Origin of the sequence: Nocardia iowensis, from assembly GCF_019222765.1 — a bacterium.
GTDB lineage: Bacteria > Actinomycetota > Actinomycetes > Mycobacteriales > Mycobacteriaceae > Nocardia > Nocardia iowensis.
Genome location: NZ_CP078145.1, coordinates 2682262 through 2706333, shown reverse-complemented (window position 1 = coordinate 2706333; position 24072 = coordinate 2682262). Strand labels below are relative to the sequence as shown.

Genomic DNA, 24072 nt, shown 5'->3' with positions numbered 1-24072 from the left:
CGCGGGGGCCCGGTAGCGGCTCAGTTCGCGGCGGGGCGAATGTTGCGGTTGAAGCGGAACATGTTGTGCGGGTCGTACTTTGCCTTCAGGGTGGCGAGGCGGGTGTAGGTGCCTGGGGTGTATCCGGCCCGGGTTTGGGCCTCGTCGGCGTCCGCGCCCGCACCGTAAAGGAAGTTGAGGCTGTGGCCGATGGTCCAGGGGGCGAGGGCGGTGCGGATCTTGTCCTTGGCGGCGGTGGCGTCGTCGGAGTCGGTGATGACGCGGACGAGGTAGGCGGCATCGCGGTGGTCGACGACGGTACCGGTCCGGCTCGGCGTGCTCAACGCGCCGCCGAGGTGACGGATGTCGACGACGGCGTCGGAACCCGGTCCCGCCGCAGCGCGCAAGGCGGACAACGTGTCTCCGTTGAGGTCGCTGAGCAACGCGTTGGTGGCGGCGTAGGCATGCGGGTGGTCGGGGTCGCTGTGGATGGTGTGCGACTCGGTGTAGGGCATCGTGCGTAGATCGTCCTTCAGTCGGTCGCCCACCGCGCGCAGCGGCGCCACCAGCCGCTCGCCCGCCTCGGCGGAACCGTTGTAGGCGATGCGGAACGACGCCACATAGCGGCCGCGCAGCGCGGCGGGGACCTGCGGGATGTCGGGGAAGGTCAGCGTGGCGACGGTGGAGGTCAGCTCGTCGGGAACCGTTGCGGCCCATCGCCGCCAGACCTCCAGCGCCTGCTCGACCAGCGGGGCGTCGAATACCAGCTGGCCGCCGTACACCTCGGTGACCGGCAGCAGGGCGAGCTCGACCGCGGTCACCACGCCGAAATTGCCGCCACTGCCCAGCACGGCACCGAACAGCTCGTCGCCGGGGACGAGCCTGCGCATCCGCCCGTCGGCGGTGACCAGTTCGACGGCGCGCACCTGCTCGGCCGCGTAGCCGAATTGCCTTGCCAGCAGGCCGACTCCACCACCGAGCAGATAGCCGACCACGCCGACCGAGGGCGAGGAACCGCTCAGCGGTGCGAGACCGTGCGCCGCGGCGGCCTCGACCAGGGCGCCTGCGCGCACTCCGGCGCCGATCCGTGCGGTCCGGGCGGCCGGGTCGATCTCGACGGCGGTCATCCGGCGCGTGCTGATCAGCACTCCCCCATCGGCCGCGACCGACAGCCCGTGACCGGTCGCCTGCACCGCAACCGGAAGAGCCTGACGCGCAGCGTATTCCACTGCGGCGCGGACGTCCTCGGCGTGCACGGCGCCGACGACGAGGGCGGGCCGGTGCGCGTAGGCGGTCTGGAAGCCCGCGATCTCCTCGTCGTATCCGGTGTCTCCCGGGCGGAAGACCGGGCCGGTGAAGGTGTCAGTGTCGATGTTGTGTGCTGCGTTGTTTCCCATGACTCCGACGATGCTCGCCGTTGAGTCAGAAGTACAACAGATAGATCTTCTCGACTCTAGAATTGATAGTTATGGAACTGCGTCAGCTCCGCTATTTCGTCACCGTGGTGGAGGAAGCCAACTTCACCCGTGCCGCCGCGCGCCTGCACCTGGCGCAACCGGGCTTGAGCGCGCAGATCCGCCAGCTCGAACGCGAGCTCGGGCAGCAATTGCTCGACCGCAGCGGCCGCACGGTGACGCCAACCGAGATCGGGACGGCGGTGCTGAAGCACGCCCGCGCCGCACTGGCGGCGACCGAACGGATCACCCAGACGGTGGACGAATTCACCGGCCTGCTGCGCGGGCACGTCCGCGTCGGCCTCATCTCCGGCGCCGCCACCGAGGAATTCGATGTCGCCGCCGTGCTGGCGGACTTCCACGACGATCACCCGCAGGTCGGCATCAGTCTCACCGAGGACACCTCCGAACGGATGCTCGCGGCACTGAGCCGCGGCGACCTCGACATTGCTTTGATCGGATTATCCGGCGGTCCAATGGATTCCGGCATCGGCCTGGATGTGGTGTTGGAGACGGCGGTGGTCGCCGCCGTAGCGGCCGATGATCGGACGCACGGCGACGAAATCCCGCTCACCGCACTGCGTGACCACCCACTGATCTGCCTACCGCCCGGCACCGGCATCCGCGGCGTCTTCGAACGCTCCTGCGCCGCAGCCGGTTTCACACCGAACATCGCCTTCGAAGCGGCAGCTCCCCCGCTCCTGCTCCAGCTCGCCGCGCGCGGACTCGGCATCGCCGTGGTACCGGCGCTCACCGCCGAGGAGGCAACGGCTTTCGGCGTGCGCACCGTCCGCATCATCCAGCCCGAACTCCACGGCAGACTCGCCCTGGTTTGGCGCACCGACCGCCCAGGCACCCCAGCGGCGAAAGTCCTCCTGGGCCAACTACGCATCGCACTCCGCCAGACCCCAGAACCGTCCTGAAACCGCGGCCGCACACCCTTTCCGTCAGCCGCACACCCGGTGTGCGGCTTGCGGAAAGGGTGTGCGCACCCTGGCTCAGAGGAGACGGGACAGGAAGGCTTGGGTGCGTTCGTGTTTCGGGTTGGCGAGCAGGTCGCGGGGCGCGCCTGCTTCGACGATCACCCCGGCGTCCATGAAGACGAGCTTGTCGGCGACCTCGCGGGCGAAGCCCATTTCGTGGGTGACCACGACCATGGTCATGCCCGACTGGGCGAGCTCACGCATCACCGCGAGCACCTCGCCGACCAACTCCGGGTCCAGGGCCGAAGTCGGCTCGTCGAACAGCATCAGCTTCGGGTCCATCGCCAGCGCGCGGGCGATGGCGACGCGCTGCTGCTGTCCGCCGGACAGCTGCGCCGGGTAGGCGTTCGCCTTCTCCGCCAAGCCGACTCGGTCCAGCAGCTCCTGCGCCCTGGTCACCGCCTCGGCCTTGCGGAGCTTCTTGACCTGGGTCGGCGCCTCGATCACGTTCTCCAGCACCGTGCGGTGCGGGAACAGATTGAAATGCTGGAACACCATGCCGATTTCGCGGCGCTGCCGGGCGGCCTCGCGCGGGTGCAGCTCGTAGAGCTTGCCGTTCTTCTCCTGGTAGCCGACGAGCTCGCCGTCCACATAGAGCCGACCGGCATTCACCTGCTCGAGGTGGTTGATGCAGCGCAGGAAGGTGGACTTGCCTGAGCCGGACGGCCCGATGACACACAACACCTCGCCGCGGCCGACCTCCAGCGAAACACCCTTGAGCACCTGCAACGCGCCGAAGTTCTTGCACACCCGGTCGGCGACGATCATCGGAAGAGTGTCTTTATCAACACTCGCGTCCGCACTCATTTGGCCTTCACAATCGTCTGGGCGTCGGCGAGCTCCTGCAGCTGCTTGCCGGTCAACTGCCGGGACAGGCCGCGCGAGTAGTAACGCTCCAGGTAGAACTGCCCGACCATCAGCACGCTGGTGATCGCGAGGTACCAGGTGGCCGAGGCGAGCAACAGCGGGATCGGGCGCAGGTTCACGGCGGAGATGTCGCGGGCCCGACCGTAGAGGTCGATGCTGAGCGGGATCGCGGTGACCAGCGACGTGGTTTTCAGCATGCCGATCAGCTCGTTGCCGGTCGGCGGGATGATCACCCGCATGGCCTGCGGCAGTACGGTCCGCCGCATTGTCAGACTCCAGGACATGCCGAGCGCCGTCGAGGCCTCGCGCTGTCCTTCACCGACGGAATTGATTCCGGCACGGACGATTTCGGCCATGTAGGCGGCCTCGTTGAGGCCGAGACCGATCACCGCGAAGGTGAATGCCGCCTGCAGGTGCTGGATGTCCAGCTCCAGCAGATGCGGGCCGAACGGGACGCCGAGCACGATCGTCGTATACAGCGACGGGAACAGGCCCCAGAACACCAACTGCACATACACCGGTGTGCCGCGGAAGATCCACAGATACACCCAGGCCGCCGAGCGCAGCACCGGGTTCGGCGAAAGCCGCATTACCGCGAGCACCGTGCCGAGCGAGACGGCGATCGCCATGGCGAGCACGGTCAGTTCGAGGGTGACCACCGCACCGGCGACGATCCGGCTGTCGAACAGGTACTTCGCGTAGATCTCCCAGCGATAGGCCGGGTTGGTCGCGGCACCGTAGAGGAAAAGCCCGACGAGCACCAGGATGAGCACGGCGGCGATCCACCGCCCGGGCCTGCGCAACGGAACCGCTTTGATCGGTTCCGGCTCACCCGACAGGTCTGCCATACCGGGCCCGGGATCGCCGGGCTCCGGCTTGGTTTCGTTCGAGGTCATCGATCAGCTCACGGCACCGTTGATAACCGACTTGGTGATCGCGCCTTCCTCGACGCCCCAATTCTTCGCGATCTCCAGGTACTTTCCGTTGTCCATCAGGTGCTGCACCGCCTTCTGCAGCGCCGCTGCCAGCGGCGAGCCCTTCGGAACTGGCCAGCCGTAGGGAGCGGATTCAAAAGCGGCACCGGCCTTTTCGAGCTTGCCCTCGCTCAGCTTGATCGCGTACGCGGTCACCGGAGAATCGGCCGACATCGCGTCGACCTGGCCGAGCACGACGGCGTTGGTCGCGGCGCTCTGCTCATCGAAGGCCTTCATATCGATGGGGGGCTTGCCTTCGGCCACGCACTTCGCGCTCTTTGCCGGTACCTCTTCAGTGTGCTCGACCGTCGTGGCCTGCACGGCAACCCGCTTGCCGCACGCGTTGTTCGGGTCGATCGGCTTGCCCTTCTGCTGCGCCCACTGGATGCCCGCGCTGTAGTAGGTGACGAAATCGACTTCCTTCTCCCGCTCCTTGGAGTCGGTCATCGACGACATGCCCACGTCGTAGGTACCGGCCTGGATCGCGGGAATGATTTTCTCGAAGGCGGACTCGACGTATTCGGCCTTCAGGCCGAGGGTGGCGGCGACTGCGTCCATCAGATCCACGTCGTAACCGACGATCTTGCCGCTCGGGTCCTTGTACTCGTTGGGCTGGTACGGGACGTTCACGCCGACAATGAGCTTGCCGGACTGCTTGATCTTGTCGGGGAGCTGCGCCGCGATCGCGTCGACTTTCTCGACCCCCTGCACCTTCTCCACGGCAGGTCCGGAGTCTTCGGTATTACTACAGCCCGTCAGGACAAGTGCGCCTCCGGCGAGTACGCACATCGCCTGCAGGGCGCGCCTGCCAAGAACCGATCGAACAGACACAGCAGCCCTCCACATTTCGGATTCAAGAAACCCGGGTGTCACCACCCGTTGGCAATCTAAGCGACCGAGACGCTTCGTGCTGGACAGTAACGGAAGATTGATCCGTTCCTTGCTGAACACTCCGAGCTACCACACTCTGACTACCGGCGGTGGACCCTAGCACAAACCTGTTCGGTGAACTCGCTGGTCGATGCGAGTCCGCCAAGGTCCGCGGTCGCGATACCCGCCTCGAAGGTGGCCGCGACGGCTCGTTCGATGCGCTCCGCGGCGTGTCCAATGGCGCCGTCACCCGCGCGAGTTCCCAACCAGCGCAACAACATTGCCGAGGACAGTTGCAGGGCGGCCGGATTCGCGCTGTTGTGCCCGGCGAGGGTGGGCGCGGCACCGTGCACGGCCTGTGCCATGGCGTGTTCGGCCGAGCAGTTGAGCGAAGCGGCCAGGCCGAGCGAGCCGCTCAGCTCGCCCGCGAGGTCGGAGAGGATGTCGCCGAAGAGGTTTTCGGTGACCAAAACGTCGTAGTCGGCGGCGGCACGGACCAGATGGGCGGCGGTGGCGTCGACGTGTTCGTCGTCCACCCGCACCCCCGGATAAGCGTGGGCAATCTCATAGCAAACGTCGCGGAACAGGCCCATGGTCATCGGCAGCACATTGGCCTTGTGCACAATGGTGAGCCGATTGCGACGCGTCGCGGCGAGCCGCAGCGCCTCGTGCGCGATTCGCTCACATGCCTTCCGGGTCACCACGCCGACCGCCATCGCCACGTCCTCGGTCGGCCGGAACTCCCCCGATCCGGCGAACATATTGCGATCGGCGTAGAAACCTTCGCTGTTCTCCCGGACGATGACCAGGTCGATCTTCGGCGCCGCCGCGTGCACGCCGACGAATGCCCGGGCCGGGCGGATGTTGGCGTACAGGCCGAATCGCTTGCGGATCGCACCGCCCGGCGCGACCGCGGTGCGGTATTGCGCCGGGTAGGAGGCATTGTCGTGCGGGCCGAGGATCCAGGCGTGCACGTCGTCCAGCGCGGTCAGGGTCTGCTCCGGCAGCGGATCGCCGTATTCCTCGATGGCTCGATGGCCCATGAGCAGCGGCACCCATTCGATCGGCGCGGCGCCCACCGCCGACACCGCCTCGTCGACGACCTGCTGGGTGGCACGCACCACTTCGGGGCCGATGCCGTCCCCGTCGATCAGTCCGAGTCGCATCCGCTGCTCATTCGCCTCGTTCACCGCACCATCCTCGCGTCGAGCCGCGAGTGCCCGCGCACCGGCCCATCCAGGCGGGCCGCGACCCGCTATTTCCTGGAGGCAGGGGGTGTAGTCGGCCGAATTAGGGGGGTGTCAGGCCGCCCCTGCCGGGGAAGACCTCATTGAGGACAACAACCCGACTCGGCATCCGTTGGCTGCCTCGGCCGTGGAAGATAAAGACAACGGCCGGCGTTACAGCTGGCATACCGAATACGAGAGGACGTCATGGCCACCCAGACGCTGACCGAACAGAATTTTGACGAGGTAGTCACCGGAAACGACGTGGTACTCGTCGATTTCTGGGCTGAGTGGTGCGGCCCATGCAAGAGCTTCGCACCCACCTTCGAGGCCTCCTCGGAGAAGCACGCCGATGTCGTGCACGGCAAGGTCGACACCGAAGCCCAGCAGGGGCTCGCGGCCGCCGCCAATATTCGCTCCATCCCGACCATCATGGCGTTCCGCGAGGGTGTGCTGGTCTTCGCGCAGCCCGGCGCACTGCCGCCCGCCGCGCTGGAGGACCTGGTCACCCAGGTGAAGGAACTGGACATGGACGAAGTGCGCAAGCAGCTCGCCGAGCAACAGGCCGGCGCCGACCAGTAACTCGTCTCGTCGAATCACAAGGGCCGTTCCTCTCATGGCGAGGAACGGCCCTTGTTTCGGTTCTCAGCTACCGAGCAGGTTGACGCCGGCGATCATCGCGCGAACCGTCGATTCGGCGCCGTCGTCGGCCAGTGCCGCACCCCAGCCGCGCCTGCCGTTGCATTCGCACTGCACGAAGGTCGCGGTGCCTTCGCCGGTTTTGCGCTGGTGGAATTGCAGGATCTCGACGTGGTAGCCCTCCTCGTAGAGGGCGGAGGTCATCGCCGCGACGAGGCTGCCGGAGGCGACAACCGTGCGCAGGTGGTCGGCGAACTCCAGCGTGACGGCGAAATCCGCGGTCCGGCTACCCGCGGGCGACCAGTCGCCCAGCCGGATCGGCCCGGTGTGTTCGCAGTAGCGCTGGTGGAATTGCGCCGGTGTGAGACCGGCACTTTCGGCGCGCAGGCCCTTGGGGGCGGCGGCATGGAACGTGTGGGTATCGAGAGTGAGGATTGTCATTGAAAGTAGGTCTTCCCGAGGAATGTCGTGGCTCAGTTGACAGAGGGGACCAGCACTAACAAGTCATTCAGCCCGCAGCGAGGGGGCCGGTCCGAATCAGACCCCGCTACGGCGGGTTACTACGAGAAGTCGCCGCTGCGCCACCATCGCGGTAAGCGGAAGTAGCACAACGCTGTCGCGGTCTGCGACGTTGAGCGCTGCGCTGTGGCGGTCGGCGGGATTCGGCACGCGCTTGAGGATAGGGACATCTCGGCGCAATAGCAACCATATTTGCTGCCCGTTTTGTCTACTGGCGAGTATTGTTTACCCAGCTCAGGCCCGGCGACCCCGCGGCCGCGTACCTTCGGAGCCATGGGTGCTCTCGTCGCCATGACCATCCCCGGGCTGGCCATCCTGCTCATCGTCGTCGCCTTCGCCGAAGTGCTGTGGAACAGGCTCACCGGCAGCCGGATCCTGCCGTGGACGCGCAAGCGCGCCGGTAGTCCGATCTCGGCCACCGGCTTCGAGGAAGTGACCGCCGTCTTCCAGGGGTCCAAGCAGTACGAGTTCGAGCAACGACTGACAACGCTGATGCACAAGGAAGACAAGTCCGATGGTGCACCCCCGCGCGACGAAGTGGACCTCACCTCCGGCTCGGCCCGCCTCGTCCGCCACCAGCCGTAGCAACTCGCCAACGCCCCACCCCGCACGCCCCCGCCCCGCCGCGCACAACTCATCCCGCCGCGCACCAATCGCTAGCGGATAACTACGCGCGCCAACCGAAAAGGTGCGCACGAGGGGCGATTAGCGCGTCAGTACGCCCCGCTGCGCACAGCTCGGCCGCCGCTCACAACTCACCCTGCCGCACACGAAATCGCTAGCGAATTCGCGCGCACTCTGCGAAAAGGTGCGCGGCAGGCGTGCTTTGGCGCGGCGCCGATCGCTGGTGCTCAGTGGGCGGCGTTATCCCAGCTTCGGCCGGTGCCGACCGAGACGTCCAGGGGTACCGAGAGGTGGATGGCGGCCGACATTTGTTCGCGGGCCAGTGTTTCCAAGGTTTCCCGCTCGCCGTCGGCGACTTCGAACAGCAATTCGTCGTGGATCTGCAGCAGCATCCGGGAGCGCAGTCCGGCCTCTTGAATCGCCTTGTGCACATTGATCATCGCGACCTTGATGATGTCGGCGGCGGTGCCCTGGATCGGGGCGTTGAGGGCCATCCGCTCGGCGGCCTCGCGGCGCTGCCGGTTGCTGGAATCCAGATCCGGCAGGTAGCGACGCCTGCCGAACAGGGTGGAGGTGTAGCCGACCTTGCGGGCCTGCTCGACCACCTCGTACAGGTAGTCGCGGATGCCGCCGAAGCGCGCGAAGTAGACGTCCATCTGCTCCTTGGCCTCGGTGGTGCTGATCTTCAGCTGGGCGGCAAGACCATAGGAGCTCAGGCCGTAGGCGAGACCGTAGGACATCGCCTTGATCCGGCGGCGCAGTTCGGGGGTCACCTCGGCGATCGGGATGTCGAATGCCTTGGACGCCACGAAGGTGTGCAGGTCTTCGCCGGAGTTGAAGGCCTCGATCAGGCCCTCATCGGCGGACAGATGCGCCATGATGCGCATCTCGATCTGGCTGTAGTCCGCGGTCATCAGCGACTGGTAACCCGAGCCGACGACGAAGGTGTCGCGGATCTGCCTGCCGGTGTCGGTGCGGATCGGGATGTTCTGCAGGTTCGGCTCGGTGGACGAGAGCCGGCCGGTGGCGGCGATGGTCTGGTTGAACGTGGTGTGGATGCGCCCGTCGTCGGCGACGCACTTCAACAGGCCGTCGACGGTCACCTTCAGCCTGGTGGCGTCGCGGTGTTCGAGCAGATGTTGCAGGAACGGGTGCTCGGTCTTCTCGAACAGCGATTCCAGCGCGTCGGCGTCGGTGGTGTAGCCGGTCTTGGTGCGCTTGGTCTTCGGCATGTCGAGCTCGTCGAACAGCACCACTTGCAGCTGCTTCGGCGAGCCGAGGTTGATCTGCTTGCCGATCACCTCGTAGGCCGCGTTGGCCGCCTCGGTCACCTTGTCGGCGAACTGGCGCTGCAATGTCTCCAGTTGGTCGGTGTCGACCGCGATGCCCGCGTCCTCCAGGTTGGCGAGCACGCTGAGCAGCGGCAGTTCCATGTCCTCGAGCAGCGGGACGGATTCGATCTGCTCGAGCTCGGTGTCGAGCGCGGCGGCGAGGTCGGCGACGGCCCTGGCGCGCAGCATCTCGGTCTGCGCGACTTCGGCGTCGACGGTGTCCTCGTCGTCGAGCAGCGACAGCTGCGGGGTCTCATTGGTCTCGGCCCGCAGTTCGCGGCGCAGGTAACGCAGCGAAAGGTCGTCGAGGTTGAAGCTGCGCTGACCGGGACGCACCAGGTAGGCGGCCAGCGCGGTGTCGCTGGTGAGTCCGCCGAGGGTCCAGCCGCGACCACGCAACGCGTGCATGGCGGACTTCGCCTCGTGCAGCGCCTTCGGCACGGCCGGGTCGGCGAGCCAAGCGCCGAGTGCCGCTTCGTCTTCCGGGGTCAGCACGGCGACGTCGATGTAGCCGCTCTCGCCGTCGGCCGCCGCGATGGCAACCGCGCGCACGTCGCCACTGCCGGGGGTGCCCGATCCGACGATCGAGACGCCCTGCCGGGCACCGGCTTTCGCGTGCTCGGCGAGCCAGTCGGCCACCGCGCCCACCTCCAGCGCGCCGCCGCTGATCTCGAAGCCCGCCTCGGCCTCCGGCTCCTTCGGGGCCAGCGTCTCGAACAGCCGGTCCCGCAGCACGCGGAACTCCAGGTCGTCGAAGAGCTGATGGATCTTGTTGCGGTCCCACGGCGCCTGCGCCAGCTGGTCGGGTGTGTAAGGCAGCGGCATGTCGCGCACCATCTCGGTGAGCTGACGGTTGAGCACCACGCTGCTCAGGTTGGCCCGCAGTGCGTCGCCGACCTTGCCCTTCACCTCGTCCACCTTTTCGACGAGCGTGTTCAGGTCGCCGTATTCGCGAATCCACTTGGCGGCGGTCTTCTCGCCGACGCCGGGAATGCCGGGCAGGTTGTCGCTCGGGTCGCCGCGCAGCGCCGCGTAGTCCGGGTACTGGCTCGGCGTGAGGCCGTACTTGGTGAACACCTCGTCGGGGGTGAACCTGGTCAAGTCGGACACACCCTTGCGCGGGTACAGCACCGTCACGTTCTCGTTGACCAGCTGGATGGCGTCCCGGTCACCGGAGACGATCAGCACCCGGAATCCCTCGGCCACCGCCCGCGTGGTGAGTGTCGCGATGATGTCGTCGGCCTCGAAACCCTCGATCGCCATCACCGGGATGCCCATCGCGCCGAGCACGTCCTTGGTGAGTTCGACCTGCCCGCGGAACTCGTCCGGTGTGGCGCTGCGGTTCGCCTTGTATTCCGGGTAAGCCTCGGTACGGAACGTCTTGCGGTTCACGTCGAAGGCCGTGGCGATATGCGTCGGCTTCTCGTCGCGCAGCAGATTGATCAGCATCGCGGTGAATCCGTACACCGCGTTGGTGGTCTGTCCGGTCACCGTCTTGAAGTTCTCCGCCGGTAGCGCGAAGAACGCGCGATAGGCGATCGAATGCCCGTCCAGCAGCATCAGAGTCGGCCGGTCTCCCGGTGCGGATTCGCTGGAGCCGGACGCGGTGGCGGGACGCTGAGCAGTCGTGGGTGAACTCACGCCCAAGAGTCTAGGGACCGCCACCGACAAGCTGATACGCCGACACCCGCGGCGGCCCTACCGGGTGTCGACCCCGCCGCACAGTGACGCAGGTAACTACGGCTGCGCGGCGCCCCAGCGCGCACTCACAGGGTCGCGACGAGCTCCCGCAGCACCGGCAAGCTGACCGAGCCGGAGCCGAGCACCACGTCGTGGAAGGCCTTGATGTCGAAGGCGCTGCCGAGGCGCTCGGTGGCCGCCAACCGCTGCCGCCGGATCTCCAGCTGACCGATCTTGTAGCCGACCGCCTGCCCCGGCATGGCGATATAGCGGTCGACCTCGGTGGTGATCTCGGCGATGCCGACCGGCGCGTTGGCCACCATGAAGTCGATCGCCTGCTGCCTGCTCCAGCCTTTCGTGTGCAGACCGGTGTCGACGACCAGGCGGCACGATCGCCACGAATCACCCGACAGCATCCCGAGCCGCCCCAAATCGTCCTCGTACAAGCCCATTTCGTCGGCGAGCCGCTCGGTGTAGAGCGCCCAGCCCTCGACGAACGCGGTGTTCGCGTAGGACTGCCGCTGGAAGCGCGGCAGGTGGTCGAGCTCGTTGGCGATGGTGAGCTGGAGGTGATGGCCGGGGATGGCCTCGTGGAAGGCCACCGAGGCCGTCTCGAACTGCCCGCGACCGGTGGGGTGGTACTGGTTGACGAAATAGGTCCCGGGCCGGGAACCGTCCGCGGCAGGCGGAAAGTAGTAGGCCGCGGGCGCGTCCGCGGCGAGGAATTCGGGCACCGGCACGATGTCGCAGGATTCCTTGGGCAGCCTGCCGAACCAGTTGCCCATCTCGGCGGTCGCCGAGGTTAGTGCCCGGCGGGCGTCGAACATGATCTGCTCGCCGTCGGCGTAGCGCAGCGCGGGATCGTCGCGCAGCCTGCCGAAGATCTCGCCGAGGTCGGCGGTACCGAACAGCCGCTCGCCGATGGTCGCGTATTCCTCGCGCAGCGCGGCGAGCTCGGTCAGCCCGAGGTCGTGGATCTCGTCGGCGCCGAGGTCGGGCAGGGTGGTGTGGTAGCGCAGCTGGCGACGGTAGATGTCCTCGCCGTCCGCACCGAGCCAGCACAGGCCCGGTTTGTCGTCGGGACGACTCACCGGCAGCAGCTCGTCGAACAGCGTTTCCCGGTAGCTCTGGAACGCCGGGCGGATGACTTCCCGTGCCACCTCGGTCAATTCGGCGCGCCAGTCGGCCGTACCGGCCCAGTCCGGCGGACCGGCGAGGGTGACGAACGGGTCTTCGGACAGCTCCGAGGACAGATATCCGTCGAGCTGGTTCAGCGACCGCTCGATGGTGATCCGCGCGGGTACGCGGCCCGCGGCGAGGCCGTCCCGGAACCGCGCGACGGCCTGGCTCAGCATGGTGCCGAACTGCCGGTACCGCTGGACCAGCGCGAGCGCATTTTCCGGCTGCGGCGCGTTGGTCTGCGGCGCCAGCGTCAGCACATAGGCGTGCACGCCCTCCATCTGGTCGGCGGCCATTTCCAGCGGCCGCCACTCCAACCGCTCGACCGCATTGGTCAATTCGGTGCGCAGCAGGCCGCGAGTGATGCGGTCGGTCGGGTCGAGCCGTTCGGCGTCGAGCGCCTCGACCTGACGCAACAGTTCGCGCCAGGTCGAGAGCAACCGCTCTTCGGCCGCGACGGACAGGTCTTCGATGCGATCGTCGAACCGCCGGTCGCCGAGCAGCGTCGCATCACTCGGTTTGGCCGCCAGGAAGGAATCCCAGTACCGCTCGGCCAGACCCATCAGCTCATCGTGACCACTCATGGTCATGATCATGCCTCGAGGACGGCCTTGCGGCACTGGGGTTTACCGCTGAACTAGCCGACGCCCAGGTACGCCGACTTGACCGCGGGATCGGTGAGCAACTCCGCGCCGGAGCCGGTCTTGGTCACCTCGCCCGTCTCCATGATGTAGGCGCGGCTGCTGCGCGAGAGCGCCTGCTGGGCGTTCTGCTCGACCAGCAGCACCGTGGTGCCCTGCTGGTTGATCTCCGAGATGATCCGGAAGATCTGCTGAATGATCATGGGCGCCAAGCCCATCGACGGCTCATCCAGCAACAGCAGTCGCGGCCTGGCCATCAGCGCCCGCCCGATGGCCAGCATCTGCTGCTCGCCGCCGGACAGGGTGCCGCCGACCTGCTTGCGTCGTTCCGACATGCGCGGGAACAACTCGAACACCCACTCGAGGGTCTGGCTGTACTCCGCCTTCTGCTTGAACGGCCTTCCGTAGCAACCCATGTCGAGGTTTTCCTGCACCGTCATGCCGGGGAAGACACCCCGGCCTTCCGGTGCCTGGATCAGGCCCTCGCCCACTCGCTCATGCGCCTTCATGTGGGTGATGTCGCGGCCCTCGAAGATGACCCGGCCACGAGTCAACGGCAGCAGACCGGAAAGCGCGCGCATGGTGGTGGTCTTGCCCGCACCGTTCGCGCCGAGCAGTGTCACCAGCTCGCCCTGCGCCACCCGCAGCGAAATCCCGTGCAGCGCCTGGATTCTGCCGTAGTTGACGACCATGTCCTCGACTTCGAGCAGTGCGTCCGCGCCACTCTTTGCCAGACCCACGGTCTGCTCGCCGGTGCCTGGTTCTTTGTTCGATACCATCGCCGCTCCTACCCATCCGTCCCGTGCGCGCTTGCCGTCCCCGAGCCGGTGTCGTCATCGGGCACACCGAGATAGGCGGCGATCACCGCGGGGTTCTCCCGGATATCCGCTGGCAGTCCGTCGGCGATCTTGCGGCCGAACTCCAGCACCACGATTCGGTCGGTCACGCCCATGACCAGGCGCATATCGTGCTCGATCAGCAGCACCGTGAACCCGTCATCGCGGATCTTGCGGATCAGATCCATCAGCGCCGACTTCTCGCTCGGATTGAAACCGGCCGCGGGCTCATCCAGACACAGCAGCTTCGGCTCGGTGGCCAGCGCCCTGGCGATCTCCAACCGGCGTTGATCGCCGTAGGAGAGGTTGCGCGCCTTCTCCACCGCCTTCGGTGCGATGCCGACGAATTCGAGCAGCGCCATGCCCCGCTCGATCGCGTCGTGTTCCTCGCGGCGATGCCGCGCGGTCCGGAAAATGGCGCCCGGCACCGAGGTTCGGTGCCTGGCGTCGGTGCCGACCACCACGTTCTCCAGCGCGGTCATCTCGTTGAAGAGCCGGATGTTCTGGAAGGTGCGGGCGATACCGAGCCGGGTGATGGCGTTGCGCTTGGTCTTCGTCAGGGGCGCGCCATCGAAATACACCGTTCCAGACGACGGCCGGTAGACACCGGTGATCGCGTTGAAGCAGGTCGTTTTTCCGGCACCGTTGGGCCCGATGAGCCCGAGGATCTCGCCGCGGCGGATCTCGAAGCTCACCGCGTCCAATGCCGTGAGACCGCCGAACTTGACGGTCAGGTCCTCGGTGCGCAAAAGCGGCGCACCGACGGCCGTTTCGATCTCGCGGCTGGAGGCGACGACCTCCGCGACCGTCTCCGCGTCGGCCAGGTCCGGTATCACCGCGGTCAGGTCGACCACACCGGCACTGGGCGCCGCTTCGGGTTCCGCGACATAGCCCGCGGCCATGTCCTCGTTGTCGAACAGCGCGCCACCCGCGCCAGGCCCGGTCATCGGTTCGCTCCGATCGTCTCGTCGCCGAACGGCTTACGCACGGCTTGATATACCTGCCGCCCGTAGGCGAGCAACTTCTGCCGGACCGGGAACAGGCCCTGCGGTTTGAAGATCATGAGCACCATCAGCGTGATCCCGAAGAACAGATACTTGTAGTCACCGAGCGACTGTGCGCCGGGCGCCTGGAACCTGAGCACGTTGTTGAGCACCACGAGCATCACGATCACCGACACGGCCGCCGCGGCCAGATAGCCGAATTTGATCGGACGTTCCTGATTGCGAGCCCACCTGCGCCACACCACGATCAGCGCGACGACGAGGGCGACGGTGAAGGCGAGGGAGATCCAGCCGACCGCCGTCTGACCGACCGCCTGCACCGACAGCAGTCGGTTCGGCAAGTACACGATGATGAATGCGCCGACGATCACGCCGAGCTTGTTGCCCTGCCCGCCGATGACGACCGCGCACAGGAACAGCATCGAGTTGATGATGTTGAACCCGGTCGGGTTGATGAACTGCACCTGACCCGCGTACAGCGCGCCGGACAATCCGCCGACCGCGGCGCCGATCGTGAAGGCCCACAGCTTGAACTTGAACGCGGGCACGCCCATGACCTCGGCCGCGTCCTCGTCTTCGCGGATCGCGACCCAGGCCCGGCCGACTCGGCTGCGCTCGAGGTTGCCGACGATCAGCAGGGTGAGGATCACCAGCACCATGCCGATCCAGAACCACCAGGTTCCGGCATTGGCCTTGTCGAAGATGTTCGCCGAATCCGCGTCGCCGACATTGCCGGAGGAGAAGATGCCGTTTGGTCGCTCAGCCGACTCACCGACCTGTGGGTAGGCGATACCGGACAAGCCGAGGCTGCCGTTGGTCACATCGCCGAGGTTGTCGGCGAGCAACCGGACGATCTCGCCGAAGCCGAGCGTCACGATCGCCAGATAGTCGCCGCGCAGCCGCAGCGTCGGGGTACCCAGGACCAGACCGGACATCGCGGTGACCGCCGCGGCCAGCGGTAGGCACGCCAGCCACGCCCAGTCTTCACTCAGCCAGCCGCCGTCGGTTTGATTCCACGGACTGTTCGGGCTGGTGAGCAGACCGACCGTATAGGCACCGACGGCGTAGAAGCCGACGTAGCCGAGGTCGAGCAGACCAGCCTGTCCGACAACGACATTCAAGCCGATAGCGAGGAGGGCATACATGGCGAACTGCGCCATGACCCCGCCGAAACTGGTGCCCGGGGTATCCAGGAACGGCGGCGGGAACAGCGGAAGCAACGCCAGCGCGATAATGGCGGGAATACCGACGGCCCACTGGGCCGGCCGGGACAGACCACCCCACCAGGAGCGCAAGGCGTCACCGACACCGTGCATCGGCCGCTCCGGTGCGGGCGGGACGGCGGGCTTGGTTGATGTGTTGCTCATGCGCGCGCCTTCCCGAGACTCTCACCCAGAATGCCGGTGGGCCGAATCATCAAGACCAGCACCAGCACCACGAACGCGACCACGTCGCGCCATTCGGTGCCGAACAGGATCTGGCCGTAGTTCTCCGCCAGCCCGAGCAGCAGGCCGCCGAGCAGCGCGCCGCGCAGGTTGCCGATACCGCCGAGCACCGCGGCACTGAAAGCCTTGATGCCGAGGATGAATCCGCCCGAGTAGATGATCCCGTTCGGAATCTTGAGCGCGTACAGCAGCGCGGCCGCACCGGCGAGCACACCGCCGATGAGGAAGGTGAGCATGATGACGCGTTCTCGCGAGACGCCCATGAGCGTCGCGGTGTCGGGATCCTGCGCCACAGCTCGGATGCCGCGGCCGAACTTGGTCTGGTTGATCAGCAGTTCGGTGACGATCGCCAAGATCACCGCGGCGACGATGATCACGATGGTGATGTTGGTGATGTCCGCGCCGCCGAAGCTGAACTGTTTGGTCGGCTCCACCAGCATGATCGGCTTCTGGGCGTTGGTGCCACCCAGACTCGGCCAGATCTTGGGCAGCACGAAGTGCACGATCTCCTGGATCACGAACGAGGCGCCGATGGCGGTGATGAGAAAGATCAGGGGCTTGGCGCCGCGCCTGCGCAGCGGCCGATAGGCGACGCGTTCCAATCCGACAGCCGCGGCACCGGAGACCGCCATGCCGAAGATCATCGCCAACGCCAGATAGGTGATGGTGAGGATGATGCCCTGCGAGTAGACATCACCGCTCGGCGAAAATCCGAGCAACATCAGTCCGACATACTGACCGAACAGGCCGAGCATGAATATTTCCGAATGGGCAAAATTGATAAGCCGCAAAACGCCGTAGACCAGGGTGTAGCCGACAGCGACCAGTGCGTAGATAGCACCATAGGACAATCCGTCGACGGTCAGTCGCCAGAAATCGTCGATCACTCCTTGATAGTTGAAGTCGATCGAGCCGTCGGCGAGTTGTACCGCGCCGACTATTGCAGTGGAAGTCATTCGTAATTCGCCCTCATTCATTCGCCCTCACGAAACAGCAGCACGTATCGGGATTCGCGCGAACCCCGGTACGTGCTGCGCGACTCGTGTGTATGGGTTACTTGACCGTGTAGATCCAGATCAGCGCGTTGCTCAGTTCCCCGTTGGGGCTCCACTTGTACTGACGCGCCAAACCGGCACCGTCGTAGTTCCGGACGAATTCGAGCAGGTCAGGGCGAGTCACCTTGCCGCCGTCGATGCCCTTGGCCAGGATCGTGGCCAGGTCGTATGCCTCCACCGAGTACACACCCGACTCCTGGCCGTTCAACGCCTTGTAGTCCTTCGCGAACTTCTCCGGCGCCGGGCCACACGGGCAGGTCAGCGTCGCACCCTTGGCCGCGCTGCCCGCCTGGGACAGGAACTGCGGATCGTTGACCCCGTCCGGGCCGACGAAGACGCCCTTGAAGCCACCGGACTTCAGCTGCTGGGCGAGCGGCGCGCCCTCGGCGTAGTAACCGGCGAAGAACACGGCGTCCGCGTTCGCCGAGGCGACCTTGGTGACCGTTGCGGAGAAGTCCTTGTCACCGGCCTTGATGCTGGACGAGCAGCCGGGATCGGCAACGGCGCCGAGGCCGTCGGTGATGCTCTTGGCCAGGCCGGTGCCGTAGTCGGTGTTGTCCTGGACGACGCAGACCTTCTTGTAGCCCGCGGTGCCGGTCAGGTACTTCGCCACCGACGGACCCTGCACGTCGTCATGGGCCAGACCGCGGAAGAAGCTGGTCCAGCCGTTCTGGGTGAGCGTGGCATTGGTCGCCGAGGAGCTCAGCGAGGCCAACCCCGCGTCGCTGAGGATCTTGCCGGTCGCCTTGGTCTCACCGGAGAAGGTGGGGCCGAGCAGCGCGACGATCGACCTGTCGTTGACGATCTGCGGGATCACCTGGGTGGCCTTCTGCGGGTCACCCTCGGTGTCGAACGACTTCAACGTGATCTGGCAGCCGGGGTTGGCCTTGTTGTGCTGGTCGATGGCCAGCTTCGCGCCCATGTCGATGTTGATCCCGAGAGCGGCGTTCGGGCCGGTCAACGGGCCGGCGAAGGCGACCGTGGTCGGCGCGCAGGTCGCCTTGCCGTCACCCGCGGGGTCGGCGGCCTTGGCCGGGTCGGTCTTCGGAACTTCTTTGCCGTTGATGTCCACCTGCACTACCGGCTGGATGGACAGGCCGGCTGCACCGTTGGTGCCGGTCGGGCCCGAACCGTTGTCGGTCGATTTGTCACTACAACCGGTCAGCACCAGCGCGGCGGCAGCGCCGATAGCCAAAACCCCTCGCGTCGTACGACTGTGCCATGTCGAACTAAGCACGTTTCACCTCTAAGTCCTGTGCTCCCCCGGGATCGCCGAGGAGGCCGACCACGTCAGCCCGGTCAGAACATAGCGTTGGTACGTTAGTTCCGCATCACATTCGCATCATGAAAGCGACATCGGGTCGAATTTTTTGTTCACGATCGCGTTTCACGTGCGTAAAATTCTCGCCCGGAAGGCAAGCGGAGGTCACTTGGGTGCGAGGTTCTCCAGCACGACCTCGGCAACCGCCTTCATGGTAGTGCGTCGGTCCATTGCGGTCCGCTGAATCCACTTGAAGGCCTGCGGCTCGGAAAGACCCTGCGTCTGCATCAGCACGCCCTTGGCGCGCTCCACCAGCTTGCGCGTCTCCAGCCGGTCGGACAGATTCGCCACCTCGCTCTCCAGCGCGGTGATCTCGTGGAAGCGGCTGGCCGCCAGCTCGATCGCGGGCACCAGATCCGACTTGGTGAACGGCTTCACCAGATAGGCCATCGCGCCCGCGTCGCGGGCCCGCTCGACCAGGTCGCGCTGACTGAACGCGGTCAAGATCACCACCGGCGCAACACGTTTCGACGCGATCTCGGCGGCGGCGTCGATACCGTCGCGGCGCGGCATCTTCACATCCATGATGACCAGATCCGGCCGATGCTCCACCGCGAGATCCACCGCCTGCTGGCCGTCACCCGCCTCGCCGACCACCAGATAGCCCTCTTCGGTCAGCATCTCGACCAGATCCATGCGGATGAGCGCTTCGTCCTCGGCGACGACAACCCGCTTTGCCCCCGTGTCGCGCTTCGTGCTTGCGCCCCCTGCTGCTGTGCTCATGCCTGCACCTCGCTGACGCTCGGTTCCGGCATGCGCACGGCGCGCTGGCACATGATTCGCTCGCTGCGCTCACTCATGCCTGCACCTCGCTGACGCTCGGTTCCAGCATGCGCACGGCGCGCTGGCACATGATTCGCTCGCTGCGCTCACTCATAGGTAGACCCCTCTGCTTCAGATGCCTGTCCCGACCCGCCGGAGGTTGGACGTTGGTCCAACTAGCCGACCATCGACCTCGCCACCGCGCTATCGAGTGATGTAAAGAGTACCTTTCACTTCGGCATAGAACGCATATACCCAGGGCAAACCGCGCTTGCCCGCCGAAGGAAGCAGCCAGTTCGCTTCCGACCCCTACCACCCGCTATCATTTCCCCCCGGTGCGCCGGGTTGGCGGAACTGGCAGACGCGACGGTCTCAAAAACCGTTGTCCGAAAGGACGTGTGGGTTCGAGTCCCACACTCGGCACTCGACGACAGGCGAACTCTGTCCGCGGAACGCGCGGACGGGGGTCGTCTCGTCATCACACTGGGGGTGCAACCCCCAGACCCCGCTCGGCGGGGCTTCGCCCCCCGAACCCCCCTTGCAGTGGTTGCGTGTGTGCGCGAATGGTTGATCTATCGCGGGCCGACAATGTGATGCGCGCAGTCGCGTGCCTTCTACGTCGTGTGCACTCAGCGGCAGGGCTGAGCCGGGTTGAGGGCCAACCGGCTGAGGTCGGGTCGGTGGTGGACGAAAAGACTTACTACAGTAGCGAATTCGAGTAGCTACCCGGGTCGTATCACGAGGCAATCACAACGGTGTGTTTCGATGCTCTGCGCGCAGGGTAAGTGTAGGGGGACACACTCCTGATGATCATTTGCGAATGCGACGTACACCTCACCGCGTACCCTTTGTACGCGGAGGTCCGTGTACGGCACCTGACCTGCAGATGAATATTCCTCCAGCGGGGGCGTTTCGGAGGTTTTCGGACATCGGCGGCGTTATCGAACGTTTACCGTATTCGTATGCACGTCCTGTTCGTCTGCAACGGCAATGTCTGCCGTTCGGTGATTGCCGAGCGCCTCACCCGCGCGCTCGCGGTCGAACACGCCCTGCCGAACCTGACCGCGGAAAGCGCCGGAACGCGTGCGCTGGTGGGCTTTCCGGTCGAACCGCTGGCCGCGCAGGCCATCGCCGGACTCGGCGCGGATCCAAGCGACTTCAAGGCACGGCGGCTGAAGGACGAGATGGTCGACAACGCCGATCTGGTGCTGGCCATGACCCAGCAGATCCGCGACCAGATCAGCGAAATGGGCTTCGGGGTGGCCGCACGCACCTTCACCCTGCTGGAAGCACGCCGGATCGCGCACGTCACCGGTGCGCGCACGATCGCCGAACTGCATCAGGCCCGCAACGATCTGGCGTTCGTCGGCCGGGAGAACATCGCCGACCCGATCGGGCTATCCGAGCAGGCCTACTGCGAGGTGAGCGATCGGATCGCCGAAGCATTGGTTCCGCTGCTGCTCGCGCTTGCGCCCTACGAGCAGTCCCGGCCGGTCGCCGACGAGCGCACCGGCCTGGTCATCGAGCCGGACGCGGCCGACGCACCACTGGCGTCTTTCCTGGCGGCGCACCGCATCAAGTAGGCCCCGGACCGGACAATAGGCCCGCCCGACACAGCAATGCAGGGCTGCTATGTCCATTTTCGCGCAAAAGGTATTACACTCCCGCGGACAACAACTTCCGCCGTTGCTGGTTCGACACACGACAGGAATAGACATGCCGAAACGCATTTCGGATGTTTCGCTCCATGTGTATGTGACACCGGAAACCCTCGAACGAGTCGTCGAGACCGTGCGCGCGGTCGTGGACGACCATCTGCAGGACCGCGAGGTGTTCGCGTGGCGCTTCACGCTGCCGGTGGACACCGACGATCCGATCCACGTGACGCTCGAAACACAGTGGCGGATGGAACATCCCGGCGACGAGCCGGGCGACCGCGGCACCTACGAGATCGCACTCAGCCTGGTCGGCGCGCCGACCGAACTCACCGATGCCGACACGGCGCGACTGGAACAGCAACTGCTGCACGGGATCTACGGCGTCGCGCGCACCGAGCCTGGCCAGAACATTCCGTTCTCGATCCGCGCCAGGCAGCGCGCCGACGTCGACCTCGACATCGAGCGGGAACGGATCTGACGTACCGCCACTGAACGCGCATCAACACTGAATCCGACTGCACCGCAGCGACTTCCCGGCGGATCGACAACCGGGAAGTCGGCTCGGTAGCTATCGGTGCGTGCTCACCCCTTGCGCGCGGACTGCCGCGCCGGGAAGTGGCGAATCAGCCCCTCCTGCACGGTGGTGGCCAGCAGCTCACCGGAGCGGGAGAAGAAGCGACCGGTGGCCAGGCCGCGCGAGCCCGAGGCAACCGGGGATTCGGTGGCGTAGAGCGCCCACTCGTCGAATCGGAACGGCCGGTGGAACCAGATCGAATGATTCACCGTCGCCGCGACGATCCGGTCGAGTCCCCAGGAAAGTCCGTGCGTGGTGATGATCGAATCCAGCACCGTGGTGTCGGATGAATAACCCAGCGTCGCGACGTGCAACAGCGGATCGTCGGGCAGTTTCCCGTCCGTGCGCATCCACACCCGATTGTGGTTGAGCCGCTCCCCCGTGCCCTTCAAAATCCAGGCCGGGTCGTTGGTGTAGCGCATGTCGATCGGGTGCGGCGCCTTGATGAACATCTCCAGCTTGTCTTCCAAGCCTTCGAAGCTCTCCTCCACCCGAGGCAGCGTCTCCGGGTCCGGCACTTCCGGCAGCGGATGCCCGTGCTCGAGCCCCTTGTTCCAGTCCTGGAACGCCGCGAGCATGACGAACAGCTCCTGATCGTCCTGCAGCGCGGTGACGGTGCGGTTGGCGAACGCGCGGCCGTCGCGGTGCCGGTCCACCCGGTACTCGATCGGCTTCTTGGTGTCGCCGCCGCGCACGAAATGCGCGTTGACCGCGTGCACCGGCCGGTCGCCCACCGTGCGGCCCGCCGCGACGATCGCCTGCGCGACGAGCTGGCCACCGAAGGTCCGGCTCCACACCTTCTCCGGATGCTGACCGACGAAGACGTCCTCGTCCATCTGCTCCAGATCGAGCAGACCGAGCAGCACGTCCAGGTCGGACCGCCCGGCCGCCGACGAATCGACCACCGAACCGCCTAGGGAAGCGTTCAATTAATGATCCTCCTCACCGATACGATGCACGTGGATCAGGTTGGTAGAGCCGACCGTACCCGGCGGGGAGCCGGCGACGATCACCACGAGGTCACCCTTCTGGTATCGCTCCATCGACAGCAGTGCTACATCGACCTGGTGGATCATAGCGTCGGTGGTGTCCACCATCGGCACGATGAAGGTCTCGGTGCCCCAGGTCAGCGCGAGTTGGCTGCGGACTTCGGGCAGCGGGGTGAACGCCAGCAGCGGCAGCGGGGTGTGTAGCCGGGCCAGTCGGCGCACCGTGTCACCGGACTGAGTGAACGCGACCAGCGCCTTGGCGTTGAGCCGCTCGCCGATATCGCGGGCGGCGTAGGAGATGACGCCGCGCTTGGTGCGCGGCACGTGGGTCAGCGGCGGCACCCTGGTCGATTCGGTCTCCACCGCGTGCACGATGCGCGCCATGGTGCGCACCGTCTCGATCGGGTAGGCGCCGACCGAGGTCTCGCCGGAGAGCATCACCGCGTCGGCGCCGTCGAGCACCGCGTTCGCGACATCGGAGGCCTCGGCCCTGGTTGGGCGCGAGTTCTCGATCATCGACTCCAGCATCTGGGTCGCCACGATCACCGGCTTCGCGTTCTCCCGCGCCATCTGGATGGCCCGCTTCTGCACCAGCGGCACCTGCTCCAGCGGCAGCTCGACGCCGAGGTCACCACGGGCGACCATGACCGCGTCGAAGGCGAGCACGATGGCTTCCAGGTTGTCGATGGCCTCCGGCTTCTCCAGCTTGCCGATCACCGGCACCCGGCGGCCGACCCGGTCCATGATGTCGTGCACCAGCTCGACGTCGGCCGGGGACCGCACGAACGACAGTGCGATGAAGTCGACACCGAGCTTCAGCGCGAATTCCAGGTCCTCGATGTCCTTTTCGGACAGCGCGGGCACCGACACGTCCATGCCGGGCAGCGAAACACCCTTGTTGTTGGAGACCGGTCCGCCCTCGGTCACCCGACAGACGACATCGTTGCCGTCCACCTTGGTGACGGTGAGACCGACCTTGCCGTCGTCGACGAGCAGGCGGTCGCCCGGCTTGGCATCCGCGGCGAGTTCCTTGTACGTGGTCGAAACGCGGTCATGGGTTCCGTCGACCTCGTCGACGGTGATCCGTACCTCTTCACCCGTCGCCCAGACGGTCTTGCCCTCGATGAAGCGGCCCAGCCGAATCTTCGGTCCTTGCAGGTCGGCAAGGATGCCGACCGCTCTGCCGAGGTGGTCGGAGGCCTGCCGTACCTTCTTGTAGTTCTCGGCGTGATCCGCGTGTTCGCCGTGACTGAAGTTCAGCCGAGCCACGTCCATGCCGCTCTCGACGAGTTCGCGGATACGGTCCTCGGTGGCAGTGGCCGGGCCGAGCGTGCACACAATCTTCGTCCGTCGCATCACGGGTAGAGCCTAGTCCCGACCGGTACCCGCGCCTGCTGTGGCCCAGGTGAAAGCTGCGTGAAAAAATCGGCTCCGACTTGGTGAAACCTACAACCGTTACGCA

General features: G+C 66.0%; 21 protein-coding genes and 1 tRNA gene. 6 read left to right on the top strand and 16 right to left on the bottom strand.

Annotation, left to right across the window (positions count from 1 at the left end):
* Positions 1-20 precede the first annotated feature (20 nt).
* The gene (locus KV110_RS12460; RefSeq protein WP_218476083.1) at positions 21-1376 is read right to left on the bottom strand and encodes an FAD-binding oxidoreductase; all 1356 of its coding nucleotides are present in this window, start codon (positions 1374-1376) and stop codon (positions 21-23) included.
* Between the two features lie 71 nt (positions 1377-1447).
* On the opposite strand from KV110_RS12460, the gene KV110_RS12455 reads away from it, so the two are divergent.
* Complete coding sequence (locus tag KV110_RS12455) at positions 1448-2356, top strand: LysR family transcriptional regulator (RefSeq protein WP_218476082.1); 909 nt, start codon at positions 1448-1450, stop codon at positions 2354-2356.
* A 75-nt stretch (positions 2357-2431) separates the two neighbouring features.
* On the opposite strand, the gene KV110_RS12450 is transcribed toward KV110_RS12455, so the two are convergent.
* The 4 genes from KV110_RS12450 to KV110_RS12435 all read right to left on the bottom strand — a co-directional run bounded on the left by KV110_RS12450 (position 2432) and on the right by KV110_RS12435 (position 6293).
* The gene (locus tag KV110_RS12450) at positions 2432-3184 is read right to left on the bottom strand and encodes an amino acid ABC transporter ATP-binding protein (protein WP_218476081.1); all 753 of its coding nucleotides are present in this window, start codon (positions 3182-3184) and stop codon (positions 2432-2434) included.
* 35 nt (positions 3185-3219) lie between these two features.
* Positions 3220-4179, bottom strand: coding sequence for an amino acid ABC transporter permease (locus KV110_RS12445; protein WP_218476080.1), 960 nt, complete (start codon positions 4177-4179; stop codon positions 3220-3222).
* Between the two features lie 3 nt (positions 4180-4182).
* The gene (locus tag KV110_RS12440) at positions 4183-5046 is read right to left on the bottom strand and encodes an ABC transporter substrate-binding protein (RefSeq protein ID WP_246634725.1); all 864 of its coding nucleotides are present in this window, start codon (positions 5044-5046) and stop codon (positions 4183-4185) included.
* Positions 5047-5228: 182 nt separating this feature from the next.
* Positions 5229-6293 (bottom strand): isocitrate/isopropylmalate dehydrogenase family protein, encoded by a 1065-nt coding sequence (locus KV110_RS12435; RefSeq protein WP_218478397.1) that lies wholly within the window; start codon positions 6291-6293, stop codon positions 5229-5231.
* Positions 6294-6560: 267 nt separating this feature from the next.
* On the opposite strand from KV110_RS12435, the gene trxA reads away from it, so the two are divergent.
* Complete coding sequence (gene trxA, locus KV110_RS12430; RefSeq protein ID WP_218476079.1) at positions 6561-6935, top strand: thioredoxin; 375 nt, start codon at positions 6561-6563, stop codon at positions 6933-6935.
* A 63-nt stretch (positions 6936-6998) separates the two neighbouring features.
* Here the strand turns inward: trxA and KV110_RS12425 are convergent, their stop codons facing one another.
* Complete coding sequence (locus tag KV110_RS12425; RefSeq protein ID WP_218476078.1) at positions 6999-7433, bottom strand: 2-isopropylmalate synthase; 435 nt, start codon at positions 7431-7433, stop codon at positions 6999-7001.
* Between the two features lie 351 nt (positions 7434-7784).
* Here KV110_RS12425 and KV110_RS12420 point away from each other — a divergent pair, with 351 nt between their 5' ends.
* Positions 7785-8096 carry a DUF6191 domain-containing protein gene (locus KV110_RS12420; RefSeq protein ID WP_218476076.1) on the top strand — a complete coding sequence of 104 codons (312 nt, stop codon included), beginning with the start codon at positions 7785-7787 and terminating at the stop codon, positions 8094-8096.
* A 266-nt stretch (positions 8097-8362) separates the two neighbouring features.
* Here KV110_RS12420 and polA read toward each other — a convergent pair whose 3' ends face one another.
* The 8 genes from polA to KV110_RS12380 form a co-directional block, all read right to left on the bottom strand.
* A complete protein-coding gene (gene polA / locus KV110_RS12415) occupies positions 8363-11026 on the bottom strand; it encodes a DNA polymerase I (RefSeq protein ID WP_218478396.1) in 2664 nt (887 codons plus the stop codon).
* Positions 11027-11232: 206 nt separating this feature from the next.
* The gene (locus KV110_RS12410) at positions 11233-12909 is read right to left on the bottom strand and encodes a DUF885 domain-containing protein (protein ID WP_246634491.1); all 1677 of its coding nucleotides are present in this window, start codon (positions 12907-12909) and stop codon (positions 11233-11235) included.
* A 53-nt stretch (positions 12910-12962) separates the two neighbouring features.
* A complete protein-coding gene (locus KV110_RS12405; RefSeq protein WP_218478395.1) occupies positions 12963-13658 on the bottom strand; it encodes an ABC transporter ATP-binding protein in 696 nt (231 codons plus the stop codon).
* A gap of 95 nt (positions 13659-13753) precedes the next feature.
* Entirely contained in the window at positions 13754-14749 is a 996-nt protein-coding gene (locus KV110_RS12400; protein ID WP_218476073.1) for an ABC transporter ATP-binding protein, read from the bottom strand.
* Positions 14746-16122 (bottom strand): branched-chain amino acid ABC transporter permease, encoded by a 1377-nt coding sequence (locus tag KV110_RS12395; protein ID WP_246634724.1) that lies wholly within the window; start codon positions 16120-16122, stop codon positions 14746-14748. Before KV110_RS12395 ends, KV110_RS12400 begins: the two co-directional genes overlap by 4 nt.
* Before the next feature lie 47 nt (positions 16123-16169).
* The gene (locus tag KV110_RS12390) at positions 16170-17207 is read right to left on the bottom strand and encodes a branched-chain amino acid ABC transporter permease (protein ID WP_218476069.1); all 1038 of its coding nucleotides are present in this window, start codon (positions 17205-17207) and stop codon (positions 16170-16172) included.
* Positions 17208-17304: 97 nt separating this feature from the next.
* The gene (locus KV110_RS12385) at positions 17305-18501 is read right to left on the bottom strand and encodes a branched-chain amino acid ABC transporter substrate-binding protein (RefSeq protein WP_218476067.1); all 1197 of its coding nucleotides are present in this window, start codon (positions 18499-18501) and stop codon (positions 17305-17307) included.
* 231 nt (positions 18502-18732) lie between these two features.
* Positions 18733-19350, bottom strand: a complete 618-nt coding sequence (locus KV110_RS12380) for an ANTAR domain-containing response regulator (RefSeq protein ID WP_218476065.1) — start codon at positions 19348-19350, stop codon at positions 18733-18735.
* A 378-nt stretch (positions 19351-19728) separates the two neighbouring features.
* Here KV110_RS12380 and KV110_RS12375 point away from each other — a divergent pair.
* The 3 genes from KV110_RS12375 (at position 19729) to KV110_RS12365 (ending at position 21525) form a co-directional block, all read left to right on the top strand.
* Positions 19729-19812: transfer RNA gene (locus tag KV110_RS12375), tRNA-Leu, on the top strand.
* Between the two features lie 539 nt (positions 19813-20351).
* Positions 20352-20972 (top strand): arsenate reductase/protein-tyrosine-phosphatase family protein, encoded by a 621-nt coding sequence (locus tag KV110_RS12370; protein ID WP_218476064.1) that lies wholly within the window; start codon positions 20352-20354, stop codon positions 20970-20972.
* 133 nt (positions 20973-21105) lie between these two features.
* Positions 21106-21525 carry a hypothetical protein gene (locus KV110_RS12365; protein WP_218476062.1) on the top strand — a complete coding sequence of 140 codons (420 nt, stop codon included), beginning with the start codon at positions 21106-21108 and terminating at the stop codon, positions 21523-21525.
* 104 nt (positions 21526-21629) lie between these two features.
* Here KV110_RS12365 and KV110_RS12360 read toward each other — a convergent pair whose 3' ends face one another.
* Positions 21630-22457: an acyl-CoA thioesterase gene (locus KV110_RS12360; RefSeq protein ID WP_246634723.1), complete on the bottom strand. Its 828-nt coding sequence runs from the start codon at positions 22455-22457 to the stop codon at positions 21630-21632.
* A gap of 93 nt (positions 22458-22550) precedes the next feature.
* Positions 22551-23969 (bottom strand): pyruvate kinase, encoded by a 1419-nt coding sequence (pyk, locus tag KV110_RS12355; RefSeq protein ID WP_218476060.1) that lies wholly within the window; start codon positions 23967-23969, stop codon positions 22551-22553.
* Positions 23970-24072 lie beyond the last annotated feature (103 nt).

Excerpts from the sequence above, each read along its gene's own strand:
- KV110_RS12405 (WP_218478395.1), bottom strand. The coding sequence starts at position 13,658 with ATGGTCGTCAACTACGGCAGAATCCAGGCGCTGCACGGGATTTCGCTG.
- KV110_RS12400 (WP_218476073.1), bottom strand. The coding sequence starts at position 14,749 with ATGACCGGGCCTGGCGCGGGTGGCGCGCTGTTCGACAACGAGGACATG.
- KV110_RS12390 (WP_218476069.1), bottom strand. The coding sequence starts at position 17,207 with ATGACTTCCACTGCAATAGTCGGCGCGGTACAACTCGCCGACGGCTCG.
- KV110_RS12435 (WP_218478397.1), bottom strand. The coding sequence starts at position 6,293 with ATGCGACTCGGACTGATCGACGGGGACGGCATCGGCCCCGAAGTGGTG.
- KV110_RS12395 (WP_246634724.1), bottom strand. The coding sequence starts at position 16,122 with ATGCACGGTGTCGGTGACGCCTTGCGCTCCTGGTGGGGTGGTCTGTCC.
- KV110_RS12380 (WP_218476065.1), bottom strand. The coding sequence starts at position 19,350 with ATGAGCACAGCAGCAGGGGGCGCAAGCACGAAGCGCGACACGGGGGCA.
- KV110_RS12445 (WP_218476080.1), bottom strand. The coding sequence starts at position 4,179 with ATGACCTCGAACGAAACCAAGCCGGAGCCCGGCGATCCCGGGCCCGGT.
- KV110_RS12460 (WP_218476083.1), bottom strand. The coding sequence starts at position 1,376 with ATGGGAAACAACGCAGCACACAACATCGACACTGACACCTTCACCGGC.
- KV110_RS12450 (WP_218476081.1), bottom strand. The coding sequence starts at position 3,184 with ATGATCGTCGCCGACCGGGTGTGCAAGAACTTCGGCGCGTTGCAGGTG.
- polA (WP_218478396.1), bottom strand. The coding sequence starts at position 11,026 with ATGCTGCTGGACGGGCATTCGATCGCCTATCGCGCGTTCTTCGCGCTA.
- KV110_RS12370 (WP_218476064.1), top strand. The coding sequence starts at position 20,352 with ATGCACGTCCTGTTCGTCTGCAACGGCAATGTCTGCCGTTCGGTGATT.
- KV110_RS12455 (WP_218476082.1), top strand. The coding sequence starts at position 1,448 with ATGGAACTGCGTCAGCTCCGCTATTTCGTCACCGTGGTGGAGGAAGCC.
- KV110_RS12410 (WP_246634491.1), bottom strand. The coding sequence starts at position 12,909 with ATGAGTGGTCACGATGAGCTGATGGGTCTGGCCGAGCGGTACTGGGAT.
- KV110_RS12420 (WP_218476076.1), top strand. The coding sequence starts at position 7,785 with ATGGGTGCTCTCGTCGCCATGACCATCCCCGGGCTGGCCATCCTGCTC.
- KV110_RS12360 (WP_246634723.1), bottom strand. The coding sequence starts at position 22,457 with ATGGACGAGGACGTCTTCGTCGGTCAGCATCCGGAGAAGGTGTGGAGC.
- KV110_RS12365 (WP_218476062.1), top strand. The coding sequence starts at position 21,106 with ATGCCGAAACGCATTTCGGATGTTTCGCTCCATGTGTATGTGACACCG.
- trxA (WP_218476079.1), top strand. The coding sequence starts at position 6,561 with ATGGCCACCCAGACGCTGACCGAACAGAATTTTGACGAGGTAGTCACC.
- KV110_RS12440 (WP_246634725.1), bottom strand. The coding sequence starts at position 5,046 with ATGTGCGTACTCGCCGGAGGCGCACTTGTCCTGACGGGCTGTAGTAAT.
- KV110_RS12425 (WP_218476078.1), bottom strand. The coding sequence starts at position 7,433 with ATGACAATCCTCACTCTCGATACCCACACGTTCCATGCCGCCGCCCCC.